The 24,761-nt window shown below is 68.1% G+C and carries 20 protein-coding genes and 1 pseudogene; 12 read left to right on the forward strand and 9 right to left on the reverse strand.

The window, feature by feature from the left end:
* Positions 1 to 232: 232 nt before the first annotated feature.
* Entirely contained in the window at positions 233 to 706 is a 474-nt protein-coding gene (locus FAB82_RS15765) for a MarR family winged helix-turn-helix transcriptional regulator (protein WP_211116628.1), read from the forward strand.
* Between the two features lie 77 nt (positions 707 to 783).
* Here FAB82_RS15765 and FAB82_RS15770 read toward each other — a convergent pair.
* The 5 genes and pseudogenes from FAB82_RS15770 to FAB82_RS15790 all read right to left on the reverse strand — a co-directional run.
* Positions 784 to 1,308 (reverse strand): annotated as a pseudogene (locus FAB82_RS15770) (FAD-dependent oxidoreductase); the annotation flags it as partial.
* A gap of 84 nt (positions 1,309 to 1,392) precedes the next feature.
* Entirely contained in the window at positions 1,393 to 2,088 is a 696-nt protein-coding gene (locus FAB82_RS15775; protein ID WP_136535499.1) for a class I SAM-dependent methyltransferase, read from the reverse strand.
* Complete coding sequence (locus tag FAB82_RS15780; RefSeq protein ID WP_136535500.1) at positions 2,089 to 2,604, reverse strand: GNAT family N-acetyltransferase; 516 nt, start codon at positions 2,602 to 2,604, stop codon at positions 2,089 to 2,091. It abuts the gene before it with no gap.
* 12 nt (positions 2,605 to 2,616) lie between these two features.
* Positions 2,617 to 3,045 carry a GNAT family N-acetyltransferase gene (locus FAB82_RS15785; RefSeq protein WP_136535501.1) on the reverse strand — a complete coding sequence of 143 codons (429 nt, stop codon included), beginning with the start codon at positions 3,043 to 3,045 and terminating at the stop codon, positions 2,617 to 2,619.
* Positions 3,038 to 5,641 carry a tetratricopeptide repeat protein gene (locus FAB82_RS15790; RefSeq protein WP_168801624.1) on the reverse strand — a complete coding sequence of 868 codons (2,604 nt, stop codon included), beginning with the start codon at positions 5,639 to 5,641 and terminating at the stop codon, positions 3,038 to 3,040. Before FAB82_RS15790 ends, FAB82_RS15785 begins: the two co-directional genes overlap by 8 nt.
* A gap of 166 nt (positions 5,642 to 5,807) precedes the next feature.
* Here FAB82_RS15790 and FAB82_RS15795 point away from each other — a divergent pair, with 166 nt between their 5' ends.
* Both FAB82_RS15795 and fdhD read left to right on the forward strand, forming a co-directional pair.
* A complete protein-coding gene (locus tag FAB82_RS15795) occupies positions 5,808 to 8,159 on the forward strand; it encodes an FdhF/YdeP family oxidoreductase (RefSeq protein ID WP_136535503.1) in 2,352 nt (783 codons plus the stop codon).
* Positions 8,160 to 8,168: 9 nt separating this feature from the next.
* Positions 8,169 to 8,990: a formate dehydrogenase accessory sulfurtransferase FdhD gene (fdhD, locus tag FAB82_RS15800; RefSeq protein WP_136535504.1), complete on the forward strand. Its 822-nt coding sequence runs from the start codon at positions 8,169 to 8,171 to the stop codon at positions 8,988 to 8,990.
* 675 nt (positions 8,991 to 9,665) lie between these two features.
* Here fdhD and FAB82_RS15805 read toward each other — a convergent pair.
* Positions 9,666 to 10,226, reverse strand: coding sequence for a P-loop nucleotide/nucleoside kinase family protein (locus FAB82_RS15805; protein WP_136535505.1), 561 nt, complete (start codon positions 10,224 to 10,226; stop codon positions 9,666 to 9,668).
* A 106-nt stretch (positions 10,227 to 10,332) separates the two neighbouring features.
* Between FAB82_RS15805 and FAB82_RS15810 the strand changes: the two genes are divergently transcribed.
* Positions 10,333 to 11,205, forward strand: a complete 873-nt coding sequence (locus FAB82_RS15810) for an ATP-grasp domain-containing protein (RefSeq protein ID WP_136535506.1) — start codon at positions 10,333 to 10,335, stop codon at positions 11,203 to 11,205.
* Between the two features lie 185 nt (positions 11,206 to 11,390).
* Positions 11,391 to 12,266: a DUF4349 domain-containing protein gene (locus tag FAB82_RS15815; protein ID WP_168801625.1), complete on the forward strand. Its 876-nt coding sequence runs from the start codon at positions 11,391 to 11,393 to the stop codon at positions 12,264 to 12,266.
* 237 nt (positions 12,267 to 12,503) lie between these two features.
* Here the strand turns inward: FAB82_RS15815 and FAB82_RS15820 are convergent, their stop codons facing one another.
* Positions 12,504 to 13,265 carry a MerR family transcriptional regulator gene (locus FAB82_RS15820; protein WP_136535508.1) on the reverse strand — a complete coding sequence of 254 codons (762 nt, stop codon included), beginning with the start codon at positions 13,263 to 13,265 and terminating at the stop codon, positions 12,504 to 12,506.
* A 396-nt stretch (positions 13,266 to 13,661) separates the two neighbouring features.
* Here FAB82_RS15820 and FAB82_RS15825 point away from each other — a divergent pair, with 396 nt between their 5' ends.
* Both FAB82_RS15825 and FAB82_RS15830 read left to right on the forward strand, forming a co-directional pair.
* The gene (locus FAB82_RS15825; protein ID WP_136535509.1) at positions 13,662 to 14,738 is read left to right on the forward strand and encodes a LacI family DNA-binding transcriptional regulator; all 1,077 of its coding nucleotides are present in this window, start codon (positions 13,662 to 13,664) and stop codon (positions 14,736 to 14,738) included.
* A gap of 74 nt (positions 14,739 to 14,812) precedes the next feature.
* Positions 14,813 to 18,241, forward strand: a complete 3,429-nt coding sequence (locus FAB82_RS15830; RefSeq protein ID WP_136535510.1) for a GH32 C-terminal domain-containing protein — start codon at positions 14,813 to 14,815, stop codon at positions 18,239 to 18,241.
* 124 nt (positions 18,242 to 18,365) lie between these two features.
* Here the strand turns inward: FAB82_RS15830 and FAB82_RS15835 are convergent, their stop codons facing one another.
* Positions 18,366 to 19,784, reverse strand: a complete 1,419-nt coding sequence (locus tag FAB82_RS15835; protein WP_136535511.1) for an ATP-binding protein — start codon at positions 19,782 to 19,784, stop codon at positions 18,366 to 18,368.
* 341 nt (positions 19,785 to 20,125) lie between these two features.
* Between FAB82_RS15835 and FAB82_RS15840 the strand changes: the two genes are divergently transcribed.
* From FAB82_RS15840 to FAB82_RS15850, 3 genes are all read left to right on the forward strand, one after another.
* Complete coding sequence (locus FAB82_RS15840; RefSeq protein WP_168801626.1) at positions 20,126 to 20,956, forward strand: SGNH/GDSL hydrolase family protein; 831 nt, start codon at positions 20,126 to 20,128, stop codon at positions 20,954 to 20,956.
* 165 nt (positions 20,957 to 21,121) lie between these two features.
* Positions 21,122 to 21,967, forward strand: coding sequence for an SGNH/GDSL hydrolase family protein (locus FAB82_RS15845; RefSeq protein ID WP_168801627.1), 846 nt, complete (start codon positions 21,122 to 21,124; stop codon positions 21,965 to 21,967).
* Positions 21,968 to 22,106: 139 nt separating this feature from the next.
* On the forward strand, positions 22,107 to 22,496 hold the full coding sequence (locus tag FAB82_RS15850; RefSeq protein ID WP_136535514.1) for a VOC family protein: 390 nt from the start codon (positions 22,107 to 22,109) through the stop codon (positions 22,494 to 22,496).
* Positions 22,497 to 22,531: 35 nt separating this feature from the next.
* Here FAB82_RS15850 and FAB82_RS15855 read toward each other — a convergent pair whose 3' ends face one another.
* Complete coding sequence (locus tag FAB82_RS15855) at positions 22,532 to 22,831, reverse strand: GNAT family N-acetyltransferase (protein ID WP_136535515.1); 300 nt, start codon at positions 22,829 to 22,831, stop codon at positions 22,532 to 22,534.
* Positions 22,832 to 23,031: 200 nt separating this feature from the next.
* Between FAB82_RS15855 and FAB82_RS15860 the strand changes: the two genes are divergently transcribed.
* A complete protein-coding gene (locus FAB82_RS15860) occupies positions 23,032 to 23,631 on the forward strand; it encodes a TetR/AcrR family transcriptional regulator (RefSeq protein ID WP_136535516.1) in 600 nt (199 codons plus the stop codon).
* A 68-nt stretch (positions 23,632 to 23,699) separates the two neighbouring features.
* Complete coding sequence (locus FAB82_RS15865; RefSeq protein ID WP_136535517.1) at positions 23,700 to 24,695, forward strand: 2-dehydropantoate 2-reductase; 996 nt, start codon at positions 23,700 to 23,702, stop codon at positions 24,693 to 24,695.
* The last annotated feature ends 66 nt before the right edge of the window (positions 24,696 to 24,761 follow it).

Here is a 24,761-nt window from a genome sequence, read left to right on the forward strand (position 1 = left end):
CTCCGTGGCGCATAGAGTTTGGTTGCCGGTGGTCCCGGCACCGGGAACCGGAGCGGGACATTGCGCCCATGTTTCCAGGCAAATCGGGCCATGTCAATAGTTGCGCGTCTATACAAACTAAGTATTCGCTAGTCACGGACACCTTACGGAGAGAAAATGCGGCAGGTCATCGCCGCAGCCGAGATGAGGAACGACACCGGCGGGCTCGGCCCGAACGCAGTATTCTTGCGGCATGGGCGAGGACGTAGATGAGCCGATGGGGCTGCCGACCGCGCTGGTGCGCACCAGGTTCCTGGTCGATGCCGCCTATGCCGACGCCGTCCGCGACTACGGGATCACCTCCCAACAGGCGCAGCTGATGTGTCTGGTCATCGCCGGCCCGCGCGGCATGTGCGATCTCGCCGGGGTCCTGGGACTGGCGAAGTCGAGCCTGACCGGCCTGGTCGACCGCACCGCCAAGCGCGGACTGGTGCACCGCGTGCCCGACCCCTCGGACGGGCGGGCGCAGTTGGTCGCCCTGACCGAGGAGGGCGCCGACGTGGCCGAGCGGATGCACGCCAGCACCGTCCAGCACGTTGACAACCTCGCCTACGGCCTCAGCGAGTCCGAACGCGAGCTGCTGGCGTCCCTGCTGTCCCGAGTGATCACGGACAACGAGGTGCCGAAGGTCTTCGGCGAGGGCGACCGCGCCCAGGCCTCGGCCTGAGCTTCTTATCCGAACACGCGAACGCCCGCCGCATTCGGAGGTTCCGGACGCGACGGGCGTTGTGAAACCCGATCGAATCAGGCGGTGCCGAACAGCTCGGCGAACCTGCCGCTCAGGAGGTCACCGCCCTTCCAGGCGATGACGTCCTCGACCGACAGCAGGCTCGGCCCCTCGGGCGTCGGGAACTGGCCGACGCCGCCGGTGGGGCCGAGCGGAAGCAGCACCGCCGGGATGGGGGAGGGCTGGTACTCCGCCTTCGGCTCCTCCCCGCCGATCTGGCCGATGATGTTCTCGGCCACGACGGCGGCATGGAGCAGCGCGAAACCGGCCATTTTGGCCTCGGCCACGTCGGTCAGGTCGCCGATGGCGTAGATGTGCCGGTGGCCTTCGACATTGAGCCGCGGAGTCACCGACAACTGCCCCTTGTGGTTCAGGGCCCCGATCTCCCGACCCGTGAGGAATCCCGAATTGGTGCGCACCCCGAACGCGCGGAACCAGATGTCGGCCTCGATCGCGTCGCCGCCCACCGAGACGCTGAAGGTCCCGACCCGGCCCGGCTCGATCTGCGGTAGCTGATCGAAGGGCTTGCCAAGGCGTACTTCGACACCGAGTTCATCGAGCTACAAACCACATGCGGAATCCATCCAGTGACGTGGCTCATGACGGGAACCGGTCTCCCGTGAGATTTAGGTGCGGCGCAACCGGAGTGCCAGGAGCGACGGCTTCTGGTTGAGCTTGTCGAAGGCCGCCGGATCGACTTCGCGCAGTGCCTTTGACGGTTGCGGTTCCACCAGGCGCTCCAGCACGAAGCCGGCGCCCAGGAATTCGCCGAGCAGCGACTCGACGGTCATGCGCTGGTAGTGGATCGACAGCTTGCCGCTCGCACTCGGGAGGTCGATCCAGTCCTGGGAGAAGTACGAGCCGCCCGCCCAGCGCCAGTCGGCGCTCGGGTGGGTCGTGGATAGCAGCAGCCGTCCGCCGGGCCTCAGGACGCGGAGGAATTCGGCGAGGAGCTGCTTCCGGTCGTGGATGTGGTGGTACACCAGGGCGCAGACGATCGCGTCGAACGAAGCGTCGGAGGCGAAGTGCAGGGGTGCTTCGAGATCGTGGCGCAGCAGTTCGACGCCTTCGCCGAGCCGCTTTCGGGCGTGCGCGAGGAGCACCTCGCTGCCGTCGACACCGACGACCTCGGCCCCGCGTTCGATTAGTGCGGCAGCGTAATGACCAGGGCCGCAGCCGATATCGAGAACGCGCTGACCGGTCACATCACCGGCCAGTTCGAGCATCGCCGGGCGATCGATGTAGGCGTTCCAGGAGCTCTGTTCAGAATGGGCGGCGAACTCCTCGCCGAGCGGGCCGTGGTAGGCGGTATCAAAGGTCATTCAGCGAGTATTCCGCCGGAGTACCCACGCGCTCAACCGAGTTAAGACCGTTCCGGAGGCCGGACGCCAACGGTAGTGCGCGTCGGGCACGCCCTCCTCGTTCTGGGATCCGTCCCTGATGGACACCGAAACGAATCCGTGACGCTCGTACAACCTGCGGGCACCGGTATTCGGCTCGAACACGTGCAGGTTCAGTTCGTGTGGGCGGCACCGTTTGACCTGCTCGACCAGCGCGGTACCGGCGCCGCGGCCCTGCGCGGCGGGGTCGACATAGAGATGATGGAGCCAATCCTGCTGCAACGCGGCGAAGCCGACCGCCCGCCCGTCCAGCTCGGCGATCCACAGCTCCGAACGGGGGACCATGACCTCCCTGACCCACCATTGCACCTGGTCGTCGGTGTAGAGCTGCGGAAGATAGCGCATCCCGGCGCGGGCGGCCGCGAAGATCTCGTAGACCCGGTCGGCATCCGCGGGCGTTCCTTGCCGGATCGATACCGGCTCATCGTGCGTGGACATGGGGTCAGGCGCCTAGAGGTTGTCGGGCCACAACCGCTGCATCCACGTCATGCCCTCGCTGTCGAGTCCTTCGAACTCGAACTTGCGGTAGAGCTCCTCGGCGTCGTCGGTGGAGAGCATGATCCTGCGCAATCCCATCGCCTCGACGTCCCGCAGGATGTGTGCGACCAGGCGTTTTCCGAGGCCTTCGCCGCGGACCGCCCGGTCGATGTAGACGTCGCCGAGCCAGGCGAAGACGGTGCGGTCGGTGATCAGTCGCGCGAATCCCACCTGGCGTCCCGAATCGTCGTAGACGCCGTAGCAGATGGAGTTCTCGACGGCTTGGACGATGCGCTCCTTCGGGCGGCCGGGCGCCCAGTAGGTGTCGGTCGAGAGGACCTGGTGAACCCAGTCGAGATTGAGGCGCTCCGGGTCGTCTGAGATCACATAGCCGTCAGTCATAGGTGTATTCGTCTTTCCGATCGCGCCTTCGCCATCTGGCCTTCGCCTCGCCGGGCTCGGCCAGTCCGTTGTCCAGCAACAGTTGCCGCATTCGCGCGGCATGGCTATGCCCGATCCCACTGTACAGTTTCCGGGCTTCCTTCAGCGGGTCTCCGGCCTCCGCGGTCCGGCCGAGAAGCAATAGTGTCTCGCCTTGGCCCGCAAGTGCATCGGCGGTGCCGACCGGGTCCATGATGCGCCGGTGCAGTTCGGTGGCGGCACCGAAGTGCCGCAGTGCGTCCGCGGGGCGGCCCTCGGCGAGCGCGAGGTATCCCATCCCGCGCCGAGTCTCACCCTCGACGAGTTGGTCGTGGGTGAGACGGGCGAGTTCGAGTGCGGATTCGTAGTCCCGCGAAGCGTCGGCGAGGTCTCCCCGCATCCGCGCGATCTCGCCCCGGCCCCAGCATGATTCGGCGACGCCGTGCATGTCGCTGTGGTCCTGGAATAGCCGCCCGGCGAGGCGGTAGAGCGCGAACGACTCCTCAAGGTCCGGATCGTCGCGGAGCATGCCGACCTCGGCCAGTCCGAGCAGGCAGTCGGCCTCGCCCCGGTCGAGTCCCAGTTCTATGTAGCCTTTGCGTGCCCGCTTGAGCTGGTCGGTGGCGACGTCCCAGTTCTCGTCCAGGCGCGCCACATGTCCCAGGCCGCAACGGGTGTTGGCCTGGCCTTCGAGGTCGTCCAGCTCCTCGAACAAGTCGAGCGCCTTCCCCAGCTCGCGTTCGGCCTCGGCGTAGCGGTCCAACATGCGGAAGACCCGGCCGCCGAGCGCGCGCCTCGACTCGGCCTCGGCCGGACGGTCACCCAGCGCCACAGCGATATCGACGGCGCTGGACAGGGCCAGTTCCGCGTCGCGCGTGTAGCCGAGGCGCAGTAGGGGAACCCCGGCGAGCCCGCACAGCTCCATGAGAACCCGTAGGGTCGTCACGTCCTGGGAGTCGCTGTGGAAGCGCAGGGCCTCGCGCAGATTGCGGCGCTCGGTGGTGAGCCAGTGCTGGGCCTCGTCGGCGGTCAGGTGCAATCGGTCCGAGTCCGGGTGGAGGTTGCGGCCCTGGGAATCGTCGAAGCGGTCATGGACGGCCCGCATGTGCGCGAGCTGGTGGACCAGCAGACGCAGGCGGGCACCGCGCAGCTCCGTCTCGCCGACGTACGCACTGAGATCGGCGCTGACGAAGGCGACCGTCCGGTCGTGGAAACCGTACGAATCTTCGGGGCCCGGCTTCAACAGCCCGACCTCGGCCAGCGCGGCGAGACGGGCGGCGGCCTCCCCGGACTCGAGCTGATCGAGGGCGGCGAGGGTTGCGGCGGTGAGGCGGAATCCAGGCTGCCCGGCGAGCAGGCAGAGCGAGCGGTGCAGCTCGGGAGTGAGGCCGTCGATGACGAGGCGGTGGGCGATGTCCACCAGATCGTCGGCGGCGGGGTCGGCGCCGAGGATCTCGGGAGGCAGCCCGCCGAGCAGCTGGTCGGGGTCGGAGCTGAGCGAGCGCAGGAGCGGGAGCAGCAGCGGGGTCTGGGAGATCTCCCGGGCCAGGCGGCTCACCAGCGCGGCGTCCCGTCCGTCGAGGGCGGTGGCGTGGGCGGCGATCGCGTCGATCGAGACCGAGGGGATCGCCAGGCGCCGGGCGAGCAGGCCGGGCGGGTTGGCCCGGCTCGTGACGATGAGGACGCAGTGGCCGTCGCCGGGCAGGAACGGTTCGATCTGGTCGGCGTCGCGGGCGTCGTCGAGCACGATGACCTGCACGTTTCGCAGGCCCACCACGGTCTTCCAACGAGCGCGCATTTCGCTCTCGGAGAGCCGGTCGGCACCGGCGACATCGTAGCGGCGCAGCAGATCGGCGAGGATGCGCTGCGGATCGGTCACCGTGGTGGTGCCGTCGAGTTCCTTTGACGCGCCGCGCAGCCGCACGAAGGGCACGGCAAGGCCGGCGCCGTCGTCGAGCCTGCGGGCGAGCTCGGCAGCGAGGGTCGTCTTGCCGGAGCCGGCGGCGCCGTGAATCCACACGATCGTGGCGCCGGCCGCCATGCGGCAGTGGTCGAGCAGTTCCGCGATGTCGCCTTCGCGACCGAGCACCGGCTCGTCGGAGACGGGGAGACCGAAGACGGTTCCAGAGAAGTCCACTTCGGAATTATGGGCGGCGGCTTCGATGTGGGCCCGGCGCACGTCCTGGACGCGGGTATTGAGGTGCTCCAGGGTGCTGCCGGAGTAGCCCTGACGGCCGATCTCCTCCAGGATCGCCTCATGCAATGCTCGGGCGACCTTGGTGGCGGACGGCTGCGGGGCGATGCGTTCCAGCTCGCCCAGGCGCCGGGCGAGGCTGTCTCGCAGGAGGAGGTTGCCGTAGGGGTCGACGAAGTCGTCCTCACGGAGGCCGGCGAGCGCGACCTTGAGATGGGAGGCGAGGTCGCCGCGTTGCGATCCGGCCGTCGCCGCGACCGTATTGACGGCCCTGCGGACGGCGCGCCGAAGGGCCCTGCGGGCACGCAGCCGCGGGAATTCGTCGCGAAACGACAGTCCCATCAGGTCGGAGAGGAAGCCGATGATCTCAAAGAGAAGGCCCACGTTCGCGAACTCCAAGCATTCGAGGGGTGACGCCGGGCGCCTCCACCACGTTACTTCGCGCCCGCAAACCGATCCTCTCGCCATGGCCGCGTGGGCCGGATCCTGCGGATACGATCGGCGGTGAGGGCGGCCTCGAAGGCGAGGTTCGGGACAAGGAGATCGAAACATGGCGAAGGAACTCGGGCGCGACCCCGACCAGGGAAACCCGAAGGTCCGCGCGCCGAAACACGAGGCGGTCGGGATTCCGGCCGTAGTCAACTCGGTGCGCTTCGTCGGCTCCCAAGCCGGAGTCAAACGCGGCCTCCCACTCCTGCGGACGGTCAACCAGGTCGGCGGATTCGACTGCCCCGGCTGCGCCTGGCCCGAACCCGGCCACCGCCACCCGGCCGAATTCTGCGAGAACGGCGCTAAGGCCATCGCGGAGGAAGGCACCCGCCTCACCGCCGGCCCCGAGTTCTTCGCCGCCCACCCCGTCGCCGACCTGGCCGACAAATCCGGATACTGGCTCGGCCGGCAAGGCAGGCTCACCCACCCGATGTACCTCGCCGAAGGGGCCGAGCGCTACGAGGCCGTCAGCTGGGACCGGGCCTTCGACCTGATCGCCGAAGAGCTTGCCGCACTTGGCGACCCGAACGGTGCCGCCTTCTACACCTCGGGACGCACCAGCAATGAGGCCGCATTTCTCTACCAGCTGTTCGCGCGCAGGTTCGGCACGAACAACCTCCCCGACTGCTCCAACATGTGCCACGAATCCTCCGGCTCCGCGCTGAGCGAGACCATCGGAATCGGCAAGGGCAGCGTCAGCCTCGAAGACCTCTGGGCCGCCGATCTCATCATCGTCGCGGGCCAGAACCCCGGCACCAACCACCCCCGCATGCTCACCGCCCTCGAAAAGGCCAAACGGGCCGGCGCTCGCATCGTCACCGTGAACCCGCTCCCCGAAGCCGGCATGCAGCGCTTCAAGAACCCACAGGCCGCCCGCGGCCTCGCGGGACGCGGCACCGAACTGACCGACCTGTTCCTCCAGATCAAGGTCGGCGGCGACCTCGCCCTGTTCAGCGCCGTCAACCGGATGCTGCTGCGCGCCGGCGAAGGCGCGATCGACCGAGACTTCATCGACGAATACACACACGGTTTCGAAGACCTCGCCGCGCACCACAGTGCCGGTGACGACGACGCGGCGCTGGCCGAAGCCGTCCGCCACTCCGGTTTGACAGCGGTCGAAATCGAACGACTCCTCGCCATGGTGCTGGGCGCCGACAAGATCGTGGTCTGCTGGGCGATGGGCCTGACCCAGCACCGGCACGCCGTCCCCACCATTCGTGAGATCGTCAACTTCCTGCTGCTGCGGGGCAATATCGGCAAGCCCGGCGCGGGCGTGTGCCCGGTGCGCGGTCACTCCAACGTCCAGGGCGACAGGACGATGGGCATCTGGGAGCGAATGCCCGATCGCTTCCTCGACGCGCTCGGCACCGAATTCGAGTTCGAGCCGCCGCGGGAGCACGGACACGACACCGTCGACACCATCCGAGCGATGCGCGACGGCGGCGTCAAGGTCTTCTTCGCCATGGGCGGCAACTTCGTCGCCGCCACCCCCGACACTGCCGCCACCGAGGAGGCCATGCGCCGGTGCCGCCTGACCGTCCACGTCTCGACCAAGCTCAACCGCTCGCACGTCATCACCGGCACCCGGGCCCTGATCCTCCCGGCCCTCGGCCGCACCGACCACGACGTCCAAGTCGGTGGCGAGCAGTTCGTGACGGTAGAGGACTCGATGGGCATCGTCCACTCCTCGACGGGCCAGGTCCCGCCGCTGAGCGACCGGATGCGCTCCGAGATCGGCATCATCACCGGCCTGGCACGCAAGGTCTTCGGCGAGAACGACGACGTCCCTTGGGAAGCGCTCGCCGCCGACTACGACCGGATCCGAACCCGGATCGAACGCGTCGTCCCCGGATTCGAGGACTACAACGTCCGGGCCCGCGAACCCGGCGGCTTCGCGCTACCCCACGCCCCCAGGGACGAACGTGTCTTCCCCACGGCCACAGGCAAAGCCAACTTCACCGTCAATGAAGTCACCTCGCCTGAGGTCGGCGAAGGCCGGCTCCTGCTCCAGACGCTCCGCAGCCACGACCAGTTCAACACCACCATCTACGGACTCAACGACCGCTACCGAGGCATCCACCACGGCAGGAGGGTCGTCCTGGTCAACCCCGACGACGCCGTCGAACTCGGCCTCCCAGACGGTGCCCACTGCGACCTCGTCAGCGAATGGTCCGACGGCGACAGACGCGCCCCGCACTTCAAGATCGTCCACTACCCGACCGCCCGCGGCTCCGCGGCCGCGTACTACCCCGAAACGAACGTGCTCGTCCCGCTCGATTCGGTAGCCGACATCAGCAACACCCCCACTTCCAAATCCATTGTGATCCGCTTCGAGCCCGACAGCGGCGCCGCCACCGGCCCCTCCGAGCCGGCCCACAACCAGAAGAGCACCCCGGACCTGAAGGAGAGCTGAAGCAGACCGATGGGACGAGTCACCGCCCGCCGCAAGATCACCCGCATCACCGCCGGCGCCCGCACCGAACGAGTCGACACGCTGGCGGTCGAGGAACCGCTCGAACTTCGCGTGGGCGGCGAATCCCTCATGGTCACCATGCGCACGCCAGGAGACGACTTCGATCTGGCAGCGGGATTCCTGGTCTCCGAAGGCGTGGTGACCGCCGAAGCCGATCTCACCACGATGCGCTTCTGCGCGGGGAAAGACGAGACCGGAGAGAACAGCTACAACCTCCTGGACATCACCCTCGCCCCAGGCGTATCCGCCCCGACGCCATCCGCGAAACGGAACTTCACCACGACCTCCGCCTGCGGCATCTGCGGCAAGGACTCCCTGGACGACGTCCGCACCAAATCCACCTGGGACCTCACCGACGACCTGTCGACCTTCAAAGCCGAAGTCCTGGCAGCCCTTCCGGACCGGCTCCGAGCCGCCCAGAAGGTCTTCGACAAGACCGGGGGCCTCCACGCCGCCGGCCTCTTCAGCGCCGAAGGCGACCTCCTGGCAATCCGCGAAGACGTGGGCCGCCACAACGCGGTGGACAAGGTCGTCGGCTGGGCCCTTCGAACCGGCAGACTCCCACTGCGGCAGACCATCCTGATGGTCTCGGGGAGAGCCTCGTTCGAACTCGCCCAGAAGGCCGTCATGGCGGGAATCCCGGCCCTCGCAGCGGTCTCGGCCCCGTCCTCCCTCGCCGCCGACCTCGCCGAGGAATCGGGCCTCGCCCTCGCCGGCTTCGTCAGAGCCGACACCATGAACCTCTACGCCAACGCGAACCGCGTCATCTAGCGCAGAAGATTCACCCTGGCGTGTCTCCGACGCTTACTACCGGTCGGTAACTAAGCTCTGCGGCAACGGAACTACGAATGGGGGCAATATGGGCAACCAATCGAAGCAGGGCACCTGCCGACCGAAACCCGATACGCGGGTATGGCTGGACGACAACGAGCACGATCGCTGCTCCATGCGGACACCGGCCGACACGAACCGCCCGCAGCGCAGCGACCAGCGCGACCGACTCTCCCGATATCCCGACGGAGAACGCAAGTACCCCAACGCAACACCGCCCCGGCCGCGCCATCCCCGATCCGCCACGTGGGTCACCCAACCGATCCTCCGAACCCGTGGCTGGACCGACACCGCCATCCGCAAATTCCTCCCTACACCCGAATCCCACCGCAGAAACCCGTACCGAAGAGGCCGCAACCGCCCCATGCCACTCTGGAGCCCCGAAACGGTCGCCAGAATCGAAGCCACCGCCGAGTGGCAAGACTGGCTCGAAAAGTCCCTGCACCGCCGCAAAACCACGCTGCGCAAGCTCAAACCAAACCCAGGCCTCGTCCGCCACACCCGAGCAGCCCAATCCGCAATAGACCACTTCCGCCGAATCCGGCGCTGAAAAGAAGTCCCGAGGGTTCCGCCGGGCCGCTCGTCGCCCGCCCGAACCCTCGGGACGTCCTTGAGTCAGCGCCGTCCTACCTGTGAAGGCGCCGCGAGGTGGTCATGGATCTTGCCGAGGTTGACCTCGATCGACTCGACGGCATCGACAGTCAGCCGGTCGACGGTCAGGGGTGGGAACTCGGCGCGCATGCGCTCCACGTGCTCCCAGTCGATCTCATGCCAGTTGGGAATGTTCCGCTTCCGTCCCTCGACCCGCGTCCGGTGCAGCTCAACGTCGCTGCACACGCACTCGATGACGCGCAGCTCGGCGTCATGCTCGGCCGCGAGCCGCCCCCAGCGCTCGGCCGTCCCGTCGTCGATGACGCTGTCGGTGATCGCCGACTGGTCCAGCAGCAGCTGCCGGGCCACCAGTGACTCGACCAAGCCGTTGTAGAGCGCGACGTAGGTCGGCTGATCCATGCCGTCGAACACGCGGTACGGCTTGAGCGCCCCCATCAGCCAGTCGCCGGCGAAAACCGGTGCCCGCGAGACACGCGCGAGCGCTTCTGCCAGGGTCGACTTCCCGGTGCCGGGCAGACCGGCGAACGCGATGATCTGAGGTCGGTCGGCGCTGTCGATGTGCATCAGGAACCTCCAGTGATGTTCTCCGCAATCTCCCACGTGCCTTCGCGTTGGCTGAATCGGCCTCTGGAGATCGCCGAGGTCACCTCTGGCGCAGTATCGTTCTCGGATGGTTTCCGGTTTGTTGTACTGCGCCGATATGTTGCGGCCTCGTCGGGCCGATGAGCATTTTGCGGCCGAGGCGCAGGTTGCGCGTGATCTTGGCGGGGTGGTCGCCCTGATCGACCATGATGCGTTGATACGCGGCGAGACCGATCGGGCGGTCGCCCGGGTTCCGCGCGACCTGGGCGAGGTGTGGTATCGAGGATGGATGATCGGTGCCGAACGGTATGCGGATCTGTTCCGCAGCCTCGACGATCGCGGGGTTCGGTTGATGACCGAGCCGGCCGAGTACCGGGCCGCGCATGAGCTTCCGGGATGGTTCGACAACTTTGCGGACCTCACGCCGAAGAGCGTGTGGATGCCGATGTCGGGAAGCCAGGTTCCCTCCGATGAGGAGCTGGCCGGTTTGGCTGCGGCGCTTCCGGAGGGAGCGGCGATCATCAAGGACTATGTCAAGTCTCGCAAGCATGAGCCCGACGCCTTCTTCATCGAGGACTTGGCCGATCTGGCGGGATTCCAAGCCGTGGTGCGGCGCTTCATCGAGCGGCAGGGATCGGATCTGGCGGGTGGGATCGTGCTGCGGTCGTTCGAGGACTTCGGAGGGGTGGATGGGCCGGCGGCCGAGGCGCGGATCTGGTGGGTCCGTGGGGCTCCGGTGGTGATCGGTCCGCATCCGGACCATGCCGGTGCGGTGGTCGATCCGAAGCTGGACGAGGTCGCCGAGGCGATGGGGGAGTTCAAATCCCCGTTCGTGACCACTGACCTGGTCCAGCGGGCCGACGGCCGGTGGCGGCTGGTCGAGGTCGGCGCCGGGGAGGTCAGCGATTTCCCTCGCGGCACGGAAGTTGAGCCTTTGCTGCGCGCACTGCTTAAGCGCTGATCAGGGAAATCTCGAAGGGGCGCGGGTGATTACGCGGCTCGATCATCGTTGCGATGTGCTCTGATTCGTTATTGTTCGGCGCCTTCGTGAGAGCTCAGCGTGATCGCGGCGTGACGTCGTGGCTCCATGCTGAGAGTTCGGAAATCGATCCGTTTTGGATCCCGACACCCCTTGCGAGGCATATCATGCGACTCCTCAGTATCCCCGCGGCGTTCTTGGCCGCACTCGTCCTCATGGCCGGCTGTTCCGAAAGCGGAGGCGAGGACGGGGGTGTTGCAGCTCAGGGCTTGGGTCAGATGGAGGCAGAAGATAATGCCGCCCCCGAGGAGGAACAGCAACCGCTGGACGTCGCCGAGCAGCGGGACCTGATCTATACCGCGTCCGTCGAGACGGTCGATCCCGATCCGATCAGGGTCGCCGAGGGGGTCTGGGCGGCGGCGGAGTCGTACGACGGCTTCGTGACCTCCGATGCGCGGGAGGGGGCAGACGACTGGACCCGGGTGGAGCTGGTGGTTCGCATCCCGTCCGCGCAGTTCCAGGAGGCCATGGACGAGCTCGTGGCGTTGGCACACGAGGAGGTCACTCGGACAGTCAATACCGAGGACGTCACCGGACAGGCGGTCGACCTTGAGGCCGCCATTGCCACGAAGAGTGCCAGCCTCGAACGGGTTCGAGCGCTGTTGGACGACGCGGAGTCTATTCAGTCCATCTTGGATCTTGAGTCGGAATTGGCCGAGCGCGAGGCCGAGGTCGCCTCGTTGGAGGCGCAGCTGGAGGGGCTCCAGGACAGCGTCGACTACTCCACGATCACGTTCATCGCCAGCACTCCCGAACCCGAGGAGGAAGAGGCGGGCTATGGCGGCCCGGGGAACTTCCTGGAGGGACTGGGCTCCGGTCTGAGCGGATTGCTGACCTTCCTTGTGGCACTGTCCATCGCGCTCGGCGTGGTGTTGCCGTTCGCGCTCTTGGCCGGGGTGGTGCTCGTGGTGATCTGGCGCGTCCGTCGCGCTCGCCGCGCCCGCCGCCCGCAGGAGGCCGAGAGCGTCCAAGCACCCGAATAGGCGTCAGTCGGCGGGACCGGTGAGCCACCCTGCGGTGTCGAGCCGGAACGGGTTCTCCGGGGTGAGCTTGCGGAGATCCGTTTGGAGGGCGTGCATGCGGCCCGGCCCCAGTTCCGCCGACCAGCGATCGCGGAGCTCGTCGAAGTGGCGCGCCGATTGGAGGCAGAGGCACGAGTTCGGGTTGGGGTTGGAGCAGGCCGGGCGGGACGGCGGCGCTCGGCCGCCGTCCCTTCCTGGTTAGTCGAGGTTCGCTTCGGCGTAGGCGTCCATCGCTTCTCGCAGATACCTCGCGAGGCCCATGGCCACCTCGTCGAAGGTCGTGGCGAACGCCGGGTCCTCCGTGTAGAGCGCGCCGAGTCCCTTGTAGGCCTCGGCGGTCGGCTCGGTGCCCCAGAGGCGTTCGATGAAGCGGTAGTGCTCGCCGACGATCGCCTGGACGCCCGCGTTGTCCGCGCCGGCGCCTCCCTCTCGGAGTTCGGCGAGTCGACGGTGGAGGTCCGCGAAGATCGCGGGGATCCGCGTGCGCTCCTCGGGCGTCATGGCTCGAATCGCCTCCTCTCCGGCGTCCACGACCGCGTCGCCCCACCTGCTGCGGGCCTCGGCTTCGTATTGGGCCTGCTTTCCGGCGTCAAGGCCGTCGAACCAGGTTTCGGGTGCCATTTCCTGGCCTCCTTCGAGTTGTCGGATGGTCGCATCGACGGTGGCGGACAGCAGATCAAGGCGCCGTCGCTCCACGTGCAGCTGATCGGCATGGCGCTTGAGCGCCTCGACTTCGGCGAGGCCGCCGTCAAGGATCTCGGCGACGACGTCCAACCCCAGTCCGAGGCGCTTCAGCAATAGGATCTGCTGCAAGCGCAGCAACTCCGGCTCGCCGTAATGGCGGATGCCGCCGTGCCCGGTCGCCGCGGGCTCCAGGAGCCCGATCGCGTCGTAGTGACGCAGGGTTCGCGCGGTCACGCCCGTCATGCGGGCGACCTCGGCGGTTGACCAGGTGCGCATCGCTCTCCTCAACTCATCGGTGCGTTCCGTTCAGGACTCCATCGACGGTATTGGCTGACGCTACGTCAGCCGCAAGTCCGATTTCCTGAGACGGCGGACACATATTCACCCGGTGGGAGTTTTCCAGGGCGGACACCCGTCGGGCGGGAGCGCCTTCGGCTGACCTTCCTGGGGCAATCTGCCGGCGGACGTGTGCCGGGCCGGACCGTCTTGGCGTCCCGGCCCCGGCCAGCGTCATTTCCGAGCCTGCTCGATACCTACGGCAATGCCATGGGCGCCCTGCGATAACGGTTCGGTAAACCGGGGTTGACTTCGCCCGTCTGGATAGCCGATGATCTATCCATCGATCTGATAAATCGATTTAGCAGACGGTTCGACAGCGAGAGCAGGTTCGGTGTGCGCCCGAAGATCAAGGACGTGGCCCGTCTCGCCGGGGTCTCTCCCGGCGTGGTCTCCCTGGTGCTCAACAACTCTGAGGGCGCCCGCGTCTCCGAGCCGACCCGGCTCCGCGTCATCGAGGCCGCCGCCGAGCTGGGGTACACCCCCAATCGGCTGGCCCGCAGCCTGCGCACGCAGCGGACCCACACCCTCGGAATGATCTCCGACCAGATCGTCACCACGCCCTATGCCGGACGCATGATCCAGGGCGTCCAGGACGCGGCCTGGGAGGCCGGATACCTGGTGGAGCTCATCGACACCGCCGGCTCGTCGGCGATGGAGGCTGCGGCCATCGAGGTGATGCTGTCGCGCCAGGTCGACGGGATCCTCTACGCCACCATGTACCACCGCGTAGTCGAGGTGCCGGAGGCATTGCGGGACAGGCCGGTCGTGGTGCTCGACTCCGAAACCGGGACCGACGGGACGGCCGCCGTCGTCCCCGACGAGGTCGAGGGCGGCCGGACCGCCGCCAGGCGGCTGCTCGAAGCCGGTCACCGGTGCATCGGGCACATCACCGAGGCCGAGGACGTCCCCGCCGCGCGGCTCCGCCTGGAGGGCTTCCGGCGCACCTTGACCGAGGCAGATGCGTTCGACGAGAGTCTGATCTGGACGGACCACGCCGACAGTGCCGGCGGCGAGCGCGGCGCGCGCGAACTGCTGTCGCGGCCCGACCGACCCACCGCGCTGTTCTGCTACAACGACCGCATGGCCATGGGCGCCTACCGGGCCGCCCGCAAGCTCGGGCTCGCGATCCCCGGCGACGTGTCCGTGATCGGCTACGACGACCAGGAGCTCGTCGCCGCCGAACTCGAACCCGGCCTGACCACGGTGGCCCTGCCCCACTACGCGATGGGCCGCCGCGCCGCCGCCCTGCTCATCGCCGACATCGAACGCGGCAAGCCGAACCGAGACGACGAGAATCAGGAGGAGACTGCCGCGGGCACCACTTTGGAACCATGCCCGCTGGTGGAACGAGGGTCGGTCGGTCCGCCCGAAGGCGCAGCCACGCCGAAGGGCGGTCCGACCGACATCTGACCGTGTGAGCGGTCGAGACACACCCCGCTGCAACGGGGTGGGAATCAGGAGCAACGATGCTACGTACAAGCCCCTTGCCCGCAATCCTATCGGGCGGGCCCCGAAGGCGATGGCGCCGAGCCGCGATCGCCCTGGTCGCGGCCACTTCTGCCCTCGCCGCGACCCTGACCGTGGCGATTGCCCACGCCGCCGAACCCCAGGTCCCCAACGGCGGCTTCGAGACCGGTGACCTCACCGGCTGGCAGGTCATCGAGGGCGACGCCTTCTCCAGCGCCGGCGTCAGCAACGCCGCCGACTGGGGGTGGGGCTGCTGCTTCGAGCGCGAAGGCCAGTACCACTACTGGGGCTACGCCTCGGGCGGCGACGCCGCCACCGGGCGGATGCGCTCGGAGAGCTTCACCCTCGGCGGGTCCGGCCACCTCTCCTTCAAACTCGGCGGCGGCAACGATCCCGAGAACCTCTACCTCGCCCTCATGCGCGCGAGCGACGACGCAGAGCTGATGCGCACCACCAACACCGGCTTCGCGGACACTGAGCGGCTCGGCGACTTCGCCTGGGACGCCTCGGAATACCTCGGCGAGGACCTCTACCTCATGGCCGTCGACACCGCGACCGGCGGCTTCGGGCACCTCAATCTGGATGTGGTTCAGACCTATCACGAATCCCCGATCATCGACCCGCCGACGGATCCGCCCGCCGAGACCATCGATGCCCACTGGGCGTTCGACGAGGGCTCCGGCACCGATGCGGCCGACAGTGGGGCCAGCGTGACCGACCACGTCGAATACGTCTTCAACGACGCCGCCGACAAACCCGACTCCGATCCGCTGTGGCGAGGCGGTGTCCACGGTGGCGCGCTCCTGTTCGACGGCTACTCGACCACGGTGACCCGCCCCGCCTCGGAAGCGCACGTGCCCGGCTCGACGCTCGCGATCGAGGCCTGGGTGGCCCCGCGCTCCTACGAATGGGGCGACGGCGGCAAGCCCTCGGTCATCGTCAATCAGCAGGACCGGAACGCCAACCGGGGCTACGAACTCGGCATGGGCCGCTTCGGAACCCTCACCTTCGGCATCGGCGACGGCACCGCCTGGCACAGCCTGACGAGCCCGGACGGCGCCGAACTTCCCAAGGACGCCTGGACCCATATCGTCGGCGTCTACGACGGCGACGCCGGAAGCCTCGCGCTCTACCGCAATGGCGAACAGATCGCCGCGACCGAGGTCCCGGCGGGCGGCTTCATCGCCGCCGCGGACGCGGACCTCATCGTCGGAAGGCACAATGACGCCGCTCCGGTCGGGCCCTTCAGTGCCAATATGTTCAACGGCCTGATCGACGAGCTTGACATCACGCGCACCGTCCCGACCGGCGAGGAGATCGCCGCGTCCTACGCCTCCGGCCTCGACGGCGAGGGAAACCCGCCGGAGGCCGAGACCGGCTACGACCGCTCCCGCTACGACGGCGACCGCTACCGGCCGCAATACCACTTCCTGCCGCCCGAACACTGGATGAACGAACCGCACGCGCCGTTCTACTACAACGGCCAGTACCACCTGTTCTACCAGTTCAATCCCCAAGGGCCCTTCTGGCACCAGATCCACTGGGGACATATGGTCTCCGACGACCTGGTCAATTGGGAGGACGCCCCGGTCGCCCTGAGTCCCACCAAGGACTCGGTCTCGCCCGACGGCGTCTGGTCCGGCTCGGCCACCTACGACGAGAACGGCGACCCCGTCCTGTTCTTCACCGCCGGGAACGACTCGGCCGAACTGTTCCAGCAGACCGGCCTGGCCACCCCGACCACCCTCGAAGGGAACCTCCCCGACTGGGAGATGTACCCCGAGATCGTCACCACCCAGACCCCGGATCAACCGGTCGGCGACGGCCTCGAAGTCCAATACGGACACTTCCGCGACCCGTTCGTGTGGCAGGAGGGCGACACCTGGTACCAGCTGGTCGGCTCCGGGGTCCGGCAGGAGGGCGGCGGCGAGGCCGTCGGCGGCACCGCCCTGCTGTACACCTCCACCAACCTCACCGACTGGACCTATGAGGGCCCGCTGTTCGAAGGCGACCTCGCGAACCACCCGCAGGGCAGCGAGATCTGGGAACTGCCGGTGCTGCTGCCGGTCGGACAGGACGCCGAGGGCAACCAGAAGCACATCTTCGCCATCAACGCCCACTGGCCCGACCGCTACGACGAGCGCAACTCCAAGTCCGTCCCCTACTGGGTCGGCACCTGGGACGCCGAGGCCAAGCGGTTCATCCCCGACTCCGAGGAGCCGCAGCTGCTCGACTACGGCGACCACTTCACCGGACCCTCAGGCATGGTGACGCCCGACGGCCGCAGCGTCATGTTCACCATCACCCAGGACGGACGCACCGATCAGGACCACTACGACGCCGGCTGGGCCCACACCATGGGCATGCCGGTCGAACTCGCCCTCAAGGACGACGGTACCGTCGGCGTCTCCCCGCTGGACGAGTTCTCCTCGCTGCGCGGCGGCGCCATCGTGGACGAGCAGGGGCTCGGGCTCGAAGCGGCCAATGCCGTTCTCGAAGCCGCCCAAGGGGACATGACCGACACGCTCGAAGTCGAGATCGAACTGGACGCGGCGTCGGCCTCCTCCCTCGGAGTCGAACTGCGCCGCAGCGGCGACGGCACTGAGGGCACGAGCTTCACGATCGATCGCGATGCCTCGACCTACGCCGTCGACCGGGACCGCTCCAGCCTCGACCCCGACACGGCCAAGGGCGTTCACTCCGGCGAGTTCACCGTCGCGGACGACGGCACGGTCACCTTCCACGCCTTCGTGGACCGCTCGATGCTGGAGGTCTTCGCCGACGACCGGCTCATGACGACCCGGGTCTACCCGACCCTGGCCGACTCGACCAGCCTGCGGATCTTCGCCGACGGCGACGTCACCGTGGGCTCCATGAAGGTGTGGAACCTGTCCTCGATCTACGGCGAGACCGTCCCGTCGCACTTCGAGGACCCCGCACCCGAGACCGACACCGCCGACCTCGCGAACCACGACTTCGAGTCGTGCAGCCTGGAGGGCTGGACCGCCTCGGGCGACGCGTTCACCGACGGGCACGTCACCGACGCGACCAACTGGGGCTGGGGCGGGCCCTTCCGACAGGCCAACGCCTGGGATTCGACCGACCGGTGCCACCTGTGGGGCTTCAACCCCGACTCCGGCGGCGACGGTGCCACCGGCAGCCTGCGGTCGGCGGAATTCACCCTTGGCGGCGACGGGCGCATCGACTTCCTGCTCTCCGGCGGGAAAGACGCCGACAACCTGCGCATCGATCTGGTCGACGCCGCCACCGGTGAGCGCGTCCGGACCCGGACCGGCGCCGACGGCGAGCAGTACCTCCGATACGAGTGGGACGCCGCCGACCTCGTCGGCGGCCGCTACCACATCGAGGTGGTGGACGACGACACCGGCGACTGGGGACACATCAATGTGGATGACGTGAACGTCCCGGTCGCTTCAGGCGGCTGATGGCGGAGTAAGGGGCGCGAACCTCCCGGCCGTGCCCTGACCGATGCCATCTGATTCTTCAATATCCCCGGCGGGACCCGCGAGCTGCTCCGCGGGTCCCGCCGCATTCGGGCGAACGCGTCCGCTACCGCCAGGCGTCGACCAGGTCCTCCGCGGAGTACACGGTCGTCCAAGGGCCGGCCTCACTTCGCACCCTGGAGACGCCGATCAGCGGGGTCTCCTCGGTCGCCCCTGGAACGCGGGCCACGACGGCGGCGAGCGCCGTGAAGTCCTTCCGGGCCAGCCGCACGGACTCGTGCCACTTGACCGACCCGAGGTAGCCGATGCGCTTCGCGATCGGCCTCCGATCGGTGCCGACCAGGTCGATCTCGACATCATTCGAGCGGGTCCAGTAACCCCCGACCTCGACGGTCGCATCCGCGTCGGCCCAATCCTCGCCCGCATCCGGCACCAAGCGCGCCAATGACTCCCGGACCAGTGGCTCCACCGCCCTCCCGCGCCAGGCGGGCCAGCCCGCCAGGATGCGGCGGGCGGCCCGGTCGCCCCGGCCGCGCTGCACCATGCCGAGCGCCGGCTGCAACAAGTACAGCCAGAACCGCAGGTACGAGTCGGTGATGCGGTACCGGGTCTCGCGCGACGGCTTAGTCGACAATGGAGTCTCGGCCGCGACGATGCCCTTCTCGGTCAGCCGCGTGAGGGCCCGGGAGAGGGTCATGCGACTCAGGTCGAGATCGCCCAAAGTGGAGGTGAATGTGCGCTCACCGGATGAGATCGCCGAGAGCACCTGTGGCGCATGGGTATCCGGAGGGAACTCGCCGCTGATGGCGAGTTCTCCAGACGTGATGAACGGGTCGGCCGGGTCGGCCAGCGCGAGTTCCAGGAACCGCTCCAGGCTCGCGCCGCGAGGCCATTGCACGCACAGCCGGGGCATCCCGCCGGTGACGATCCGGGCGTCGATGGCCTGCGCCGGAGGCAGACCGGTCATGTCCTGCACGTCGGCGGCGGTCAGCGGTTCGATGAGCACCGGGTTGCCGCGCTGGTAGAACGGCCGCTCATGCGTGTTGAGCGCCTGCATGATCGACAGATCCGAACCGACGAGCAGGAGGAGCACCGGTTTGCGGGACATGATCCGGTCCCAGACGGTCTGGAGGCTCCCCTCGAATCCGTCGACGTGTTCAGTGAGATAGGGGAGCTCGTCGAGCACGACCACGCTCGGGCGGTCGGAGGGAAGGATCTGCGCGAGCATTCGCAGTGCGTTGTCCCAGGAGGTGGGGGCCTCACCGAAGGATTCGGCATCGGGCAGGTCGGAGGCCAGCACTGCCTGGGTGAGGTTGTGCAGTTCCTGCGAGGCCGAGAGATTGGAGGCGGTGAAGAACACCGAGGGCGCGTCGAGCCGGCGGACGAACTCCTCGATGAGCCGCGACTTGCCCACCCGGCGACGGCCCCGGATGATGAGGCACTGGCCTGGTTGGGCGTCGCGCCCCACGGCGCCGTACCAGCGATTCAGCTGGGCGAGCTCGCGCTGGCGGCCATAGAACTCCATGGTGACGTCGCCTCCAATCAGGGATAGTATGGATTTCGGTACTCTCAATGAGGGTACTCTCTGCAAGAAGAATACCAAAATTTATACTCATTCTTTCATCGCCGTCCCCATCCCGCCCGCGCCCCACGTTCGGGTGACAAGGTCCCTGGGGGTCCCGGTTCTTGTCGTACCTCCGCGGGAGGATCGAGGCTACGGTTCCCCCGGGTCGGTGGGGTATGGGACGGCCGCTGCGCTTACGCACAGTTTGCTTGTCGCACATGGACATAAGGTGCCTATAATGGCGCGGTCCTTCCGGCGGGGACTCTCACCGCCCGCCGGTCTGCTCGATGATCGGAGACTCAGTGTCCTCAAAGGATGTCAAGAAGCGCCGCGTAGTGCGTGGAATCGTCGTCGCGGCCACCGCCGCGCTCGCGACCACCGGTGCGTTCATGGTGGCCTCGTTCGGCTCCTCGGCTTCGGCGGACGTCACCCTGCTCCAGTACACCGCGCTCGGCGACTCTTACGCCTCCGGCGTGGGCGCCGGCGACTACATCGGCGACGACGGCTGCTACCGCTCCGCGAACGCCTACCCCAAGCAGGCCGCGGCCGAGATCGGCGAGAAGCTGAAGTTCAATGCCTGTTCGGGCGCGGTCGTGGCGGACGTGGTGGAGAACCAGCTCATCCACCTCACCGACGAAACCGTCCATGTCACGATCGGCGTGGGCGGCAACGACGCCGGGTTCTCCTCGGTCCTCGGCGCCTGCGCCGGCACCGACACCGCCGCCTGCACGGCCGCGGTCGAGGGCGCTCGGGCCATCATCACCGACACCCTGCCCACCCGCCTGGACGACCTGTACACCCAGGTCGAGACCGAGGCCGACAAGGCGTCGATCGTGGTCGTGGGCAACCCGCGCCTGTTCAACGAGACCTCCTGCGACGACACGCTGGCGATCACCCCCGAGGAGCAGGCGCTGCTGAACGACGCGGCCGACCTGCTGGCCGAGACCACCGCGGCCGTGACCGCCGACCACGGCTTCGAGTTCGCCGACGTGCGCGAGGCCTTCACCGGCCACGAGGTCTGCTCGGCCGACCCGTGGCTGCTGGGCTACACCGGCAACTTCGAGTCCTTCCACCCGAACGCGGCCGGCCAGGACGGCTACACCGACGTCGTGGTGCCCTACCTGAACGACTAAGGCGCGCAATGTGAACCGGCCCGGGGGATGTTCTCCCGGGCCGGTCGCCGTATCGGAGGCCGACAGTTCGAGGTACGACCCGGATTGCCGGGTGTCTATACAATTGCCGGGATCATTCGGTGCGCCCGCCCCGGCCACCGTCGCACTCTTCGATCGGAGATTTCTGTGTTCCAAAGGTCCGTGTTCCCAAGGGACGCAAAGCCGCGCTGGGCGTTGCGGGCCCTCGCCGCCGCGGGCGTCGTCGCGCTCGCCGGTGCCGCCGCGTTCGGGGTGGCCTCGTTCAGCCACCAGGCCACGGCGGACATCACGGCAGAGGAGTACGTCGCCCTCGGCGACTCCTATGTGGCCGGCGCCGGCGCGGGTGACTACATCGACGATGACGCCTGCCGTCGCTCCGAGAACGCCTACCCGAAGCTGGCGGCCGTCGAGCTCGGCGAGGAACTGCGGTTCGACGCCTGCTCGGGCGCTGAGACCATTGATGTGGTCGAGAACCAGCTCACCCACCTCGACGACTCGACGGCGCACGTCTCGATCGGCGTGGGCGGCAATGACATCGGGTTCTCCGCGATCATGAGCGCCTGCTCGGGAACCGACGACGACGCCTGCGCGAGCGCGATCGAGAGCGCCGAAGCCGCGACCACCGACGTGCTGCCCGCCAGCCTGGACGACCTGTACACCCAGGTCGCGGCCGAGGCGGGCAACGCCATGATCGTGGTGGTGGGCTATCCGCATCTGTTCGACGGGACCACCTGCGACGCCACCGTGGGCATCACGCCCGAGGAGCAGGCGGCGCTGAACGACTTGGCGGATCTGCTGAACGCGACCACCGCCGAGGTGGCCGAGGCGCACGGGTTCCCCTTCGCCGACCCGCGCGAGGCCTTTGCCGACCATGCGATCTGCTCCGAGGATCCGTGGCTGCTGGGCCATGTCACCGACGAGGCGTCCTTCCATCCGAACGCCGCCGGTCAGGCCGGCTACGCCGAGGTCGTGCTGGACTACCCGTACGAATAGGCCGTAAGAAGCGGACCGGCCCGGGGCATCGCCCCGGGCCGGTGCTTTTCGGGCGTCATCCAACGCCCGATCGACGTCCCTGCATAACCTGGGCGTGTTCGAAGTGGCCCGCCGAGACACACGGGGAAAGGGAACCGACATGAAGATCCACCTCACGAGCGTGCTCGTAGACGACCAGGAGAAGGCGCTGCGGTTCTACACCGACACGCTGGGGTTCGTGGAGAAGCACGACATCCCGCTGGGCGACGACCGCTGGCTGACCGTGGTGTCCCCGCAGGACCCGGGCGGCACCGAACTGCTGCTCGAACCCAGCGGCCACCCGGCGGCGAAGCCGTTCAAGGACGCCCTGGTCGCCGACGGCATCCCGTTCACCTCGTTCGCCGTGGACGACGTCCACGCCGAGTACCAGCGGCTGCAGGGCCTCGGCGTGCACTTCACCCAGGAACCCACCGAGATGGGACCGGTGACAACCGCGGTGCTCGACGACACCTGCGGCAACCTCATCCAGATCGCCACCCAGCCGAGCTGACCTGCGGATCGGCGTCGGCACAACACGTTGCGGTGCTACTCGGTCGCGTCGGGGGCGTCGGCCTCCAGATCGGCGTACTCGGGGTGCCGCTTGATCCATTTGGAGTAGAACGGGCACACCGGCCGCACTCGCTCGCCGCGCTCCCGCGCCTCGTCCAGCGAGGCCCGCGCCAGCGCCGAGCCCACGCCGGTGCCTTCCGCCTCGCGGAAGACCTCGGTGTGGATGAAGGTGATGACGTCGCCCTGCCGCGTGTACTCGGCGAAGCCCGCGAGCTTGCCGTCAATGTGCGCCTCGTAGCGGTTCCGCTCCGGCGCATCGGTCACTATCACGCTCATCCGGGTCCCCTCCGGGTTCGATTCCAGGCCGCGCGTCGAAGACCGAGTACCGGCCTCGACCCCTTCGCACGTCGTCCAGCATGGTCCCGCCCCGACGGGATGTCCGCGGAACCATCGAACCATCACCCGTCGCAGCAGGTCACGGCCGTCTTGATTTGTCGACACTTGTTAATTAATGGACGTTCGCCTATGGTCTCGAGATGGATTCGCCCCCGCAGTTCCCTCCGCGCGCCAAGGACCGCCGGGTGCGCCGTTCCCGCGCCGCCCTGATGAACGCCGCATACGCGCTGGTCACCGAGCGGGACACCGCAGCCGTCCCCGTCTCGGACATCGCCGAGGCCGCAGGGGTGAGCCGCCAGCTGCTCTACCAGCACTACGGCGACCGCGAGAGCCTCCTGTTGGAGGCCGCGCTGGACCTGGCACGGAGGGAACTGAGCGAGCGATTCGAGGACGACGCCTCCGTGCCGATCGGACGTGACCGGGCGCTGGTCGCCGCCCGCCATTTCGCGGAGCACCGCCGCTTCTATCGGGCGGTGCTGAACAGCGCCAACGGGTTCGCCTTGAATCAGGGGCTGTCGGCGCTGCTGGTTCCGGTGAGTCGGGAGCGGATCGAGCGGTCCTTCGGCGATTCGCTGGACGCGGAGCGGATCGATGAGCTGGCGTTGTTCCTGACGGGCGGGGCGGCCGCGGTCGTCAACCGCTGGCTCACCACCGGCGACGACCCGCTGGACGCGGAGGCCTTCGCCGACCGGCTCCTGGAGCTCGGCGCGATGTTCATCGCCTCGACACGGACCTCCTGACCCGCGCAGTCCCGCCCTGTGACGGCGGTTGGTCCGCGATCTAGCGAAACACCCCCTAACATGCGGCCATGAGCATCTGCGTGTACGGCGCCGGAAGCATCGGCTGCTACATCGGAGGACGCCTGGCCGCGGCCGGTGCGGAGGTCGTCTTCATCGGACGCGAGCGCCTGGCCCGGCAGATCACCGGGCCGGGCCTCACCCTCACCGACTACCGCGGCGCCGAACTGCGCGTCCCCGAGCCCCGCTATGAGACCACCCCGGAGGCGGCCGCCGAGGCGGACCTGGTCCTGGTCGCCGTCAAGTCCGCGGCGACCGCGCAGGCGGGGGAGGAACTGGCCGCCCACCTGCGGCCGGGAACGGTCGTGATCAGCTTTCAGAACGGGCTGAACAATGCCGAGGTGCTGCGCCAGCGGCTTCCCGGCGCGATCGTCCTGGCCGGGATGGCGCCGTTCAACGTGGTCGCCCGGGGAGAGGGCCGCTTCCACTGCGCCAGCTCCGGCGATCTCGAGGTCGAAGCCCACACCTCACTCGATCCGTTCGAGGCGGCCTTCGACCGGGCCGGACTGCCGCTCATCCACCGCGACGACATGCGCCCCGTCCTCGCCGCCAAGCTCCTTCTCAACCTGAACAATGCCGTCAATGCCCTGTCGGGTCTGCCGCTGCGCACCGAACTGTCGCAGCGGCCCTTCCGTCGCTGCCTCGCGCTGGCGCAGCGCGAGGGCCTGGCCGCCTTCGACGCCGTCGGCCTGGTCCCGGCCAGGCTCACGCCGATCCCGCCGCGCTGGACTCCGGTCCTGCTCGGCCTGCCCGATGCGCTCTTCACCCGAGTCGCCGCCCGCACGCTCGAGATCGATCCGCACGCCCGCTCCTCGATGCAGGACGACCTGGAGGCGGGACGGGCCACCGAGGTCGACTACCTCAATGGCGCGATCGTCGCCCTCGCCGCCGAACACGGCCGGACCACGCCCGTCAATGCCCGCCTGACCGAGCTGGTCCACACCGCCGAGGCCGGGGGCCGCCGCGACTGGACCGGCCCCGAACTGCTCGCAGCCCTGCGTCCCTGACCTCCGGGAACGGTGACCGAGCCCACCGCACTGACCGCCCCCGGATCGGAATAGCCCGTTGCCCTG

The sequence above is a fragment of the Glycomyces buryatensis genome (assembly GCF_004912275.1).
Taxonomy (GTDB): domain Bacteria; phylum Actinomycetota; class Actinomycetes; order Mycobacteriales; family Micromonosporaceae; genus Glycomyces; species Glycomyces buryatensis.

Bases quoted from the DNA above. Each gene is read 5' to 3' on its own strand.
- FAB82_RS15785 (WP_136535501.1), bottom strand. From the start codon at position 3,045: ATGACTGACGGCTATGTGATCTCAGACGACCCGGAGCGCCTCAATCTC.
- FAB82_RS15805 (WP_136535505.1), bottom strand. From the start codon at position 10,226: ATGCACATCGACAGCGCCGACCGACCTCAGATCATCGCGTTCGCCGGT.
- fdhD (WP_136535504.1), top strand. From the start codon at position 8,169: ATGGGACGAGTCACCGCCCGCCGCAAGATCACCCGCATCACCGCCGGC.
- FAB82_RS15815 (WP_168801625.1), top strand. From the start codon at position 11,391: ATGCGACTCCTCAGTATCCCCGCGGCGTTCTTGGCCGCACTCGTCCTC.
- FAB82_RS15855 (WP_136535515.1), bottom strand. From the start codon at position 22,831: ATGAGCGTGATAGTGACCGATGCGCCGGAGCGGAACCGCTACGAGGCG.
- FAB82_RS15860 (WP_136535516.1), top strand. From the start codon at position 23,032: ATGGATTCGCCCCCGCAGTTCCCTCCGCGCGCCAAGGACCGCCGGGTG.
- FAB82_RS15810 (WP_136535506.1), top strand. From the start codon at position 10,333: ATGGTTTCCGGTTTGTTGTACTGCGCCGATATGTTGCGGCCTCGTCGG.
- FAB82_RS15850 (WP_136535514.1), top strand. From the start codon at position 22,107: ATGAAGATCCACCTCACGAGCGTGCTCGTAGACGACCAGGAGAAGGCG.
- FAB82_RS15795 (WP_136535503.1), top strand. From the start codon at position 5,808: ATGGCGAAGGAACTCGGGCGCGACCCCGACCAGGGAAACCCGAAGGTC.
- FAB82_RS15775 (WP_136535499.1), bottom strand. From the start codon at position 2,088: ATGACCTTTGATACCGCCTACCACGGCCCGCTCGGCGAGGAGTTCGCC.
- FAB82_RS15865 (WP_136535517.1), top strand. From the start codon at position 23,700: ATGAGCATCTGCGTGTACGGCGCCGGAAGCATCGGCTGCTACATCGGA.
- FAB82_RS15765 (WP_211116628.1), top strand. From the start codon at position 233: ATGGGCGAGGACGTAGATGAGCCGATGGGGCTGCCGACCGCGCTGGTG.
- FAB82_RS15780 (WP_136535500.1), bottom strand. From the start codon at position 2,604: ATGTCCACGCACGATGAGCCGGTATCGATCCGGCAAGGAACGCCCGCG.
- FAB82_RS15820 (WP_136535508.1), bottom strand. From the start codon at position 13,265: ATGCGCACCTGGTCAACCGCCGAGGTCGCCCGCATGACGGGCGTGACC.
- FAB82_RS15835 (WP_136535511.1), bottom strand. From the start codon at position 19,784: ATGGAGTTCTATGGCCGCCAGCGCGAGCTCGCCCAGCTGAATCGCTGG.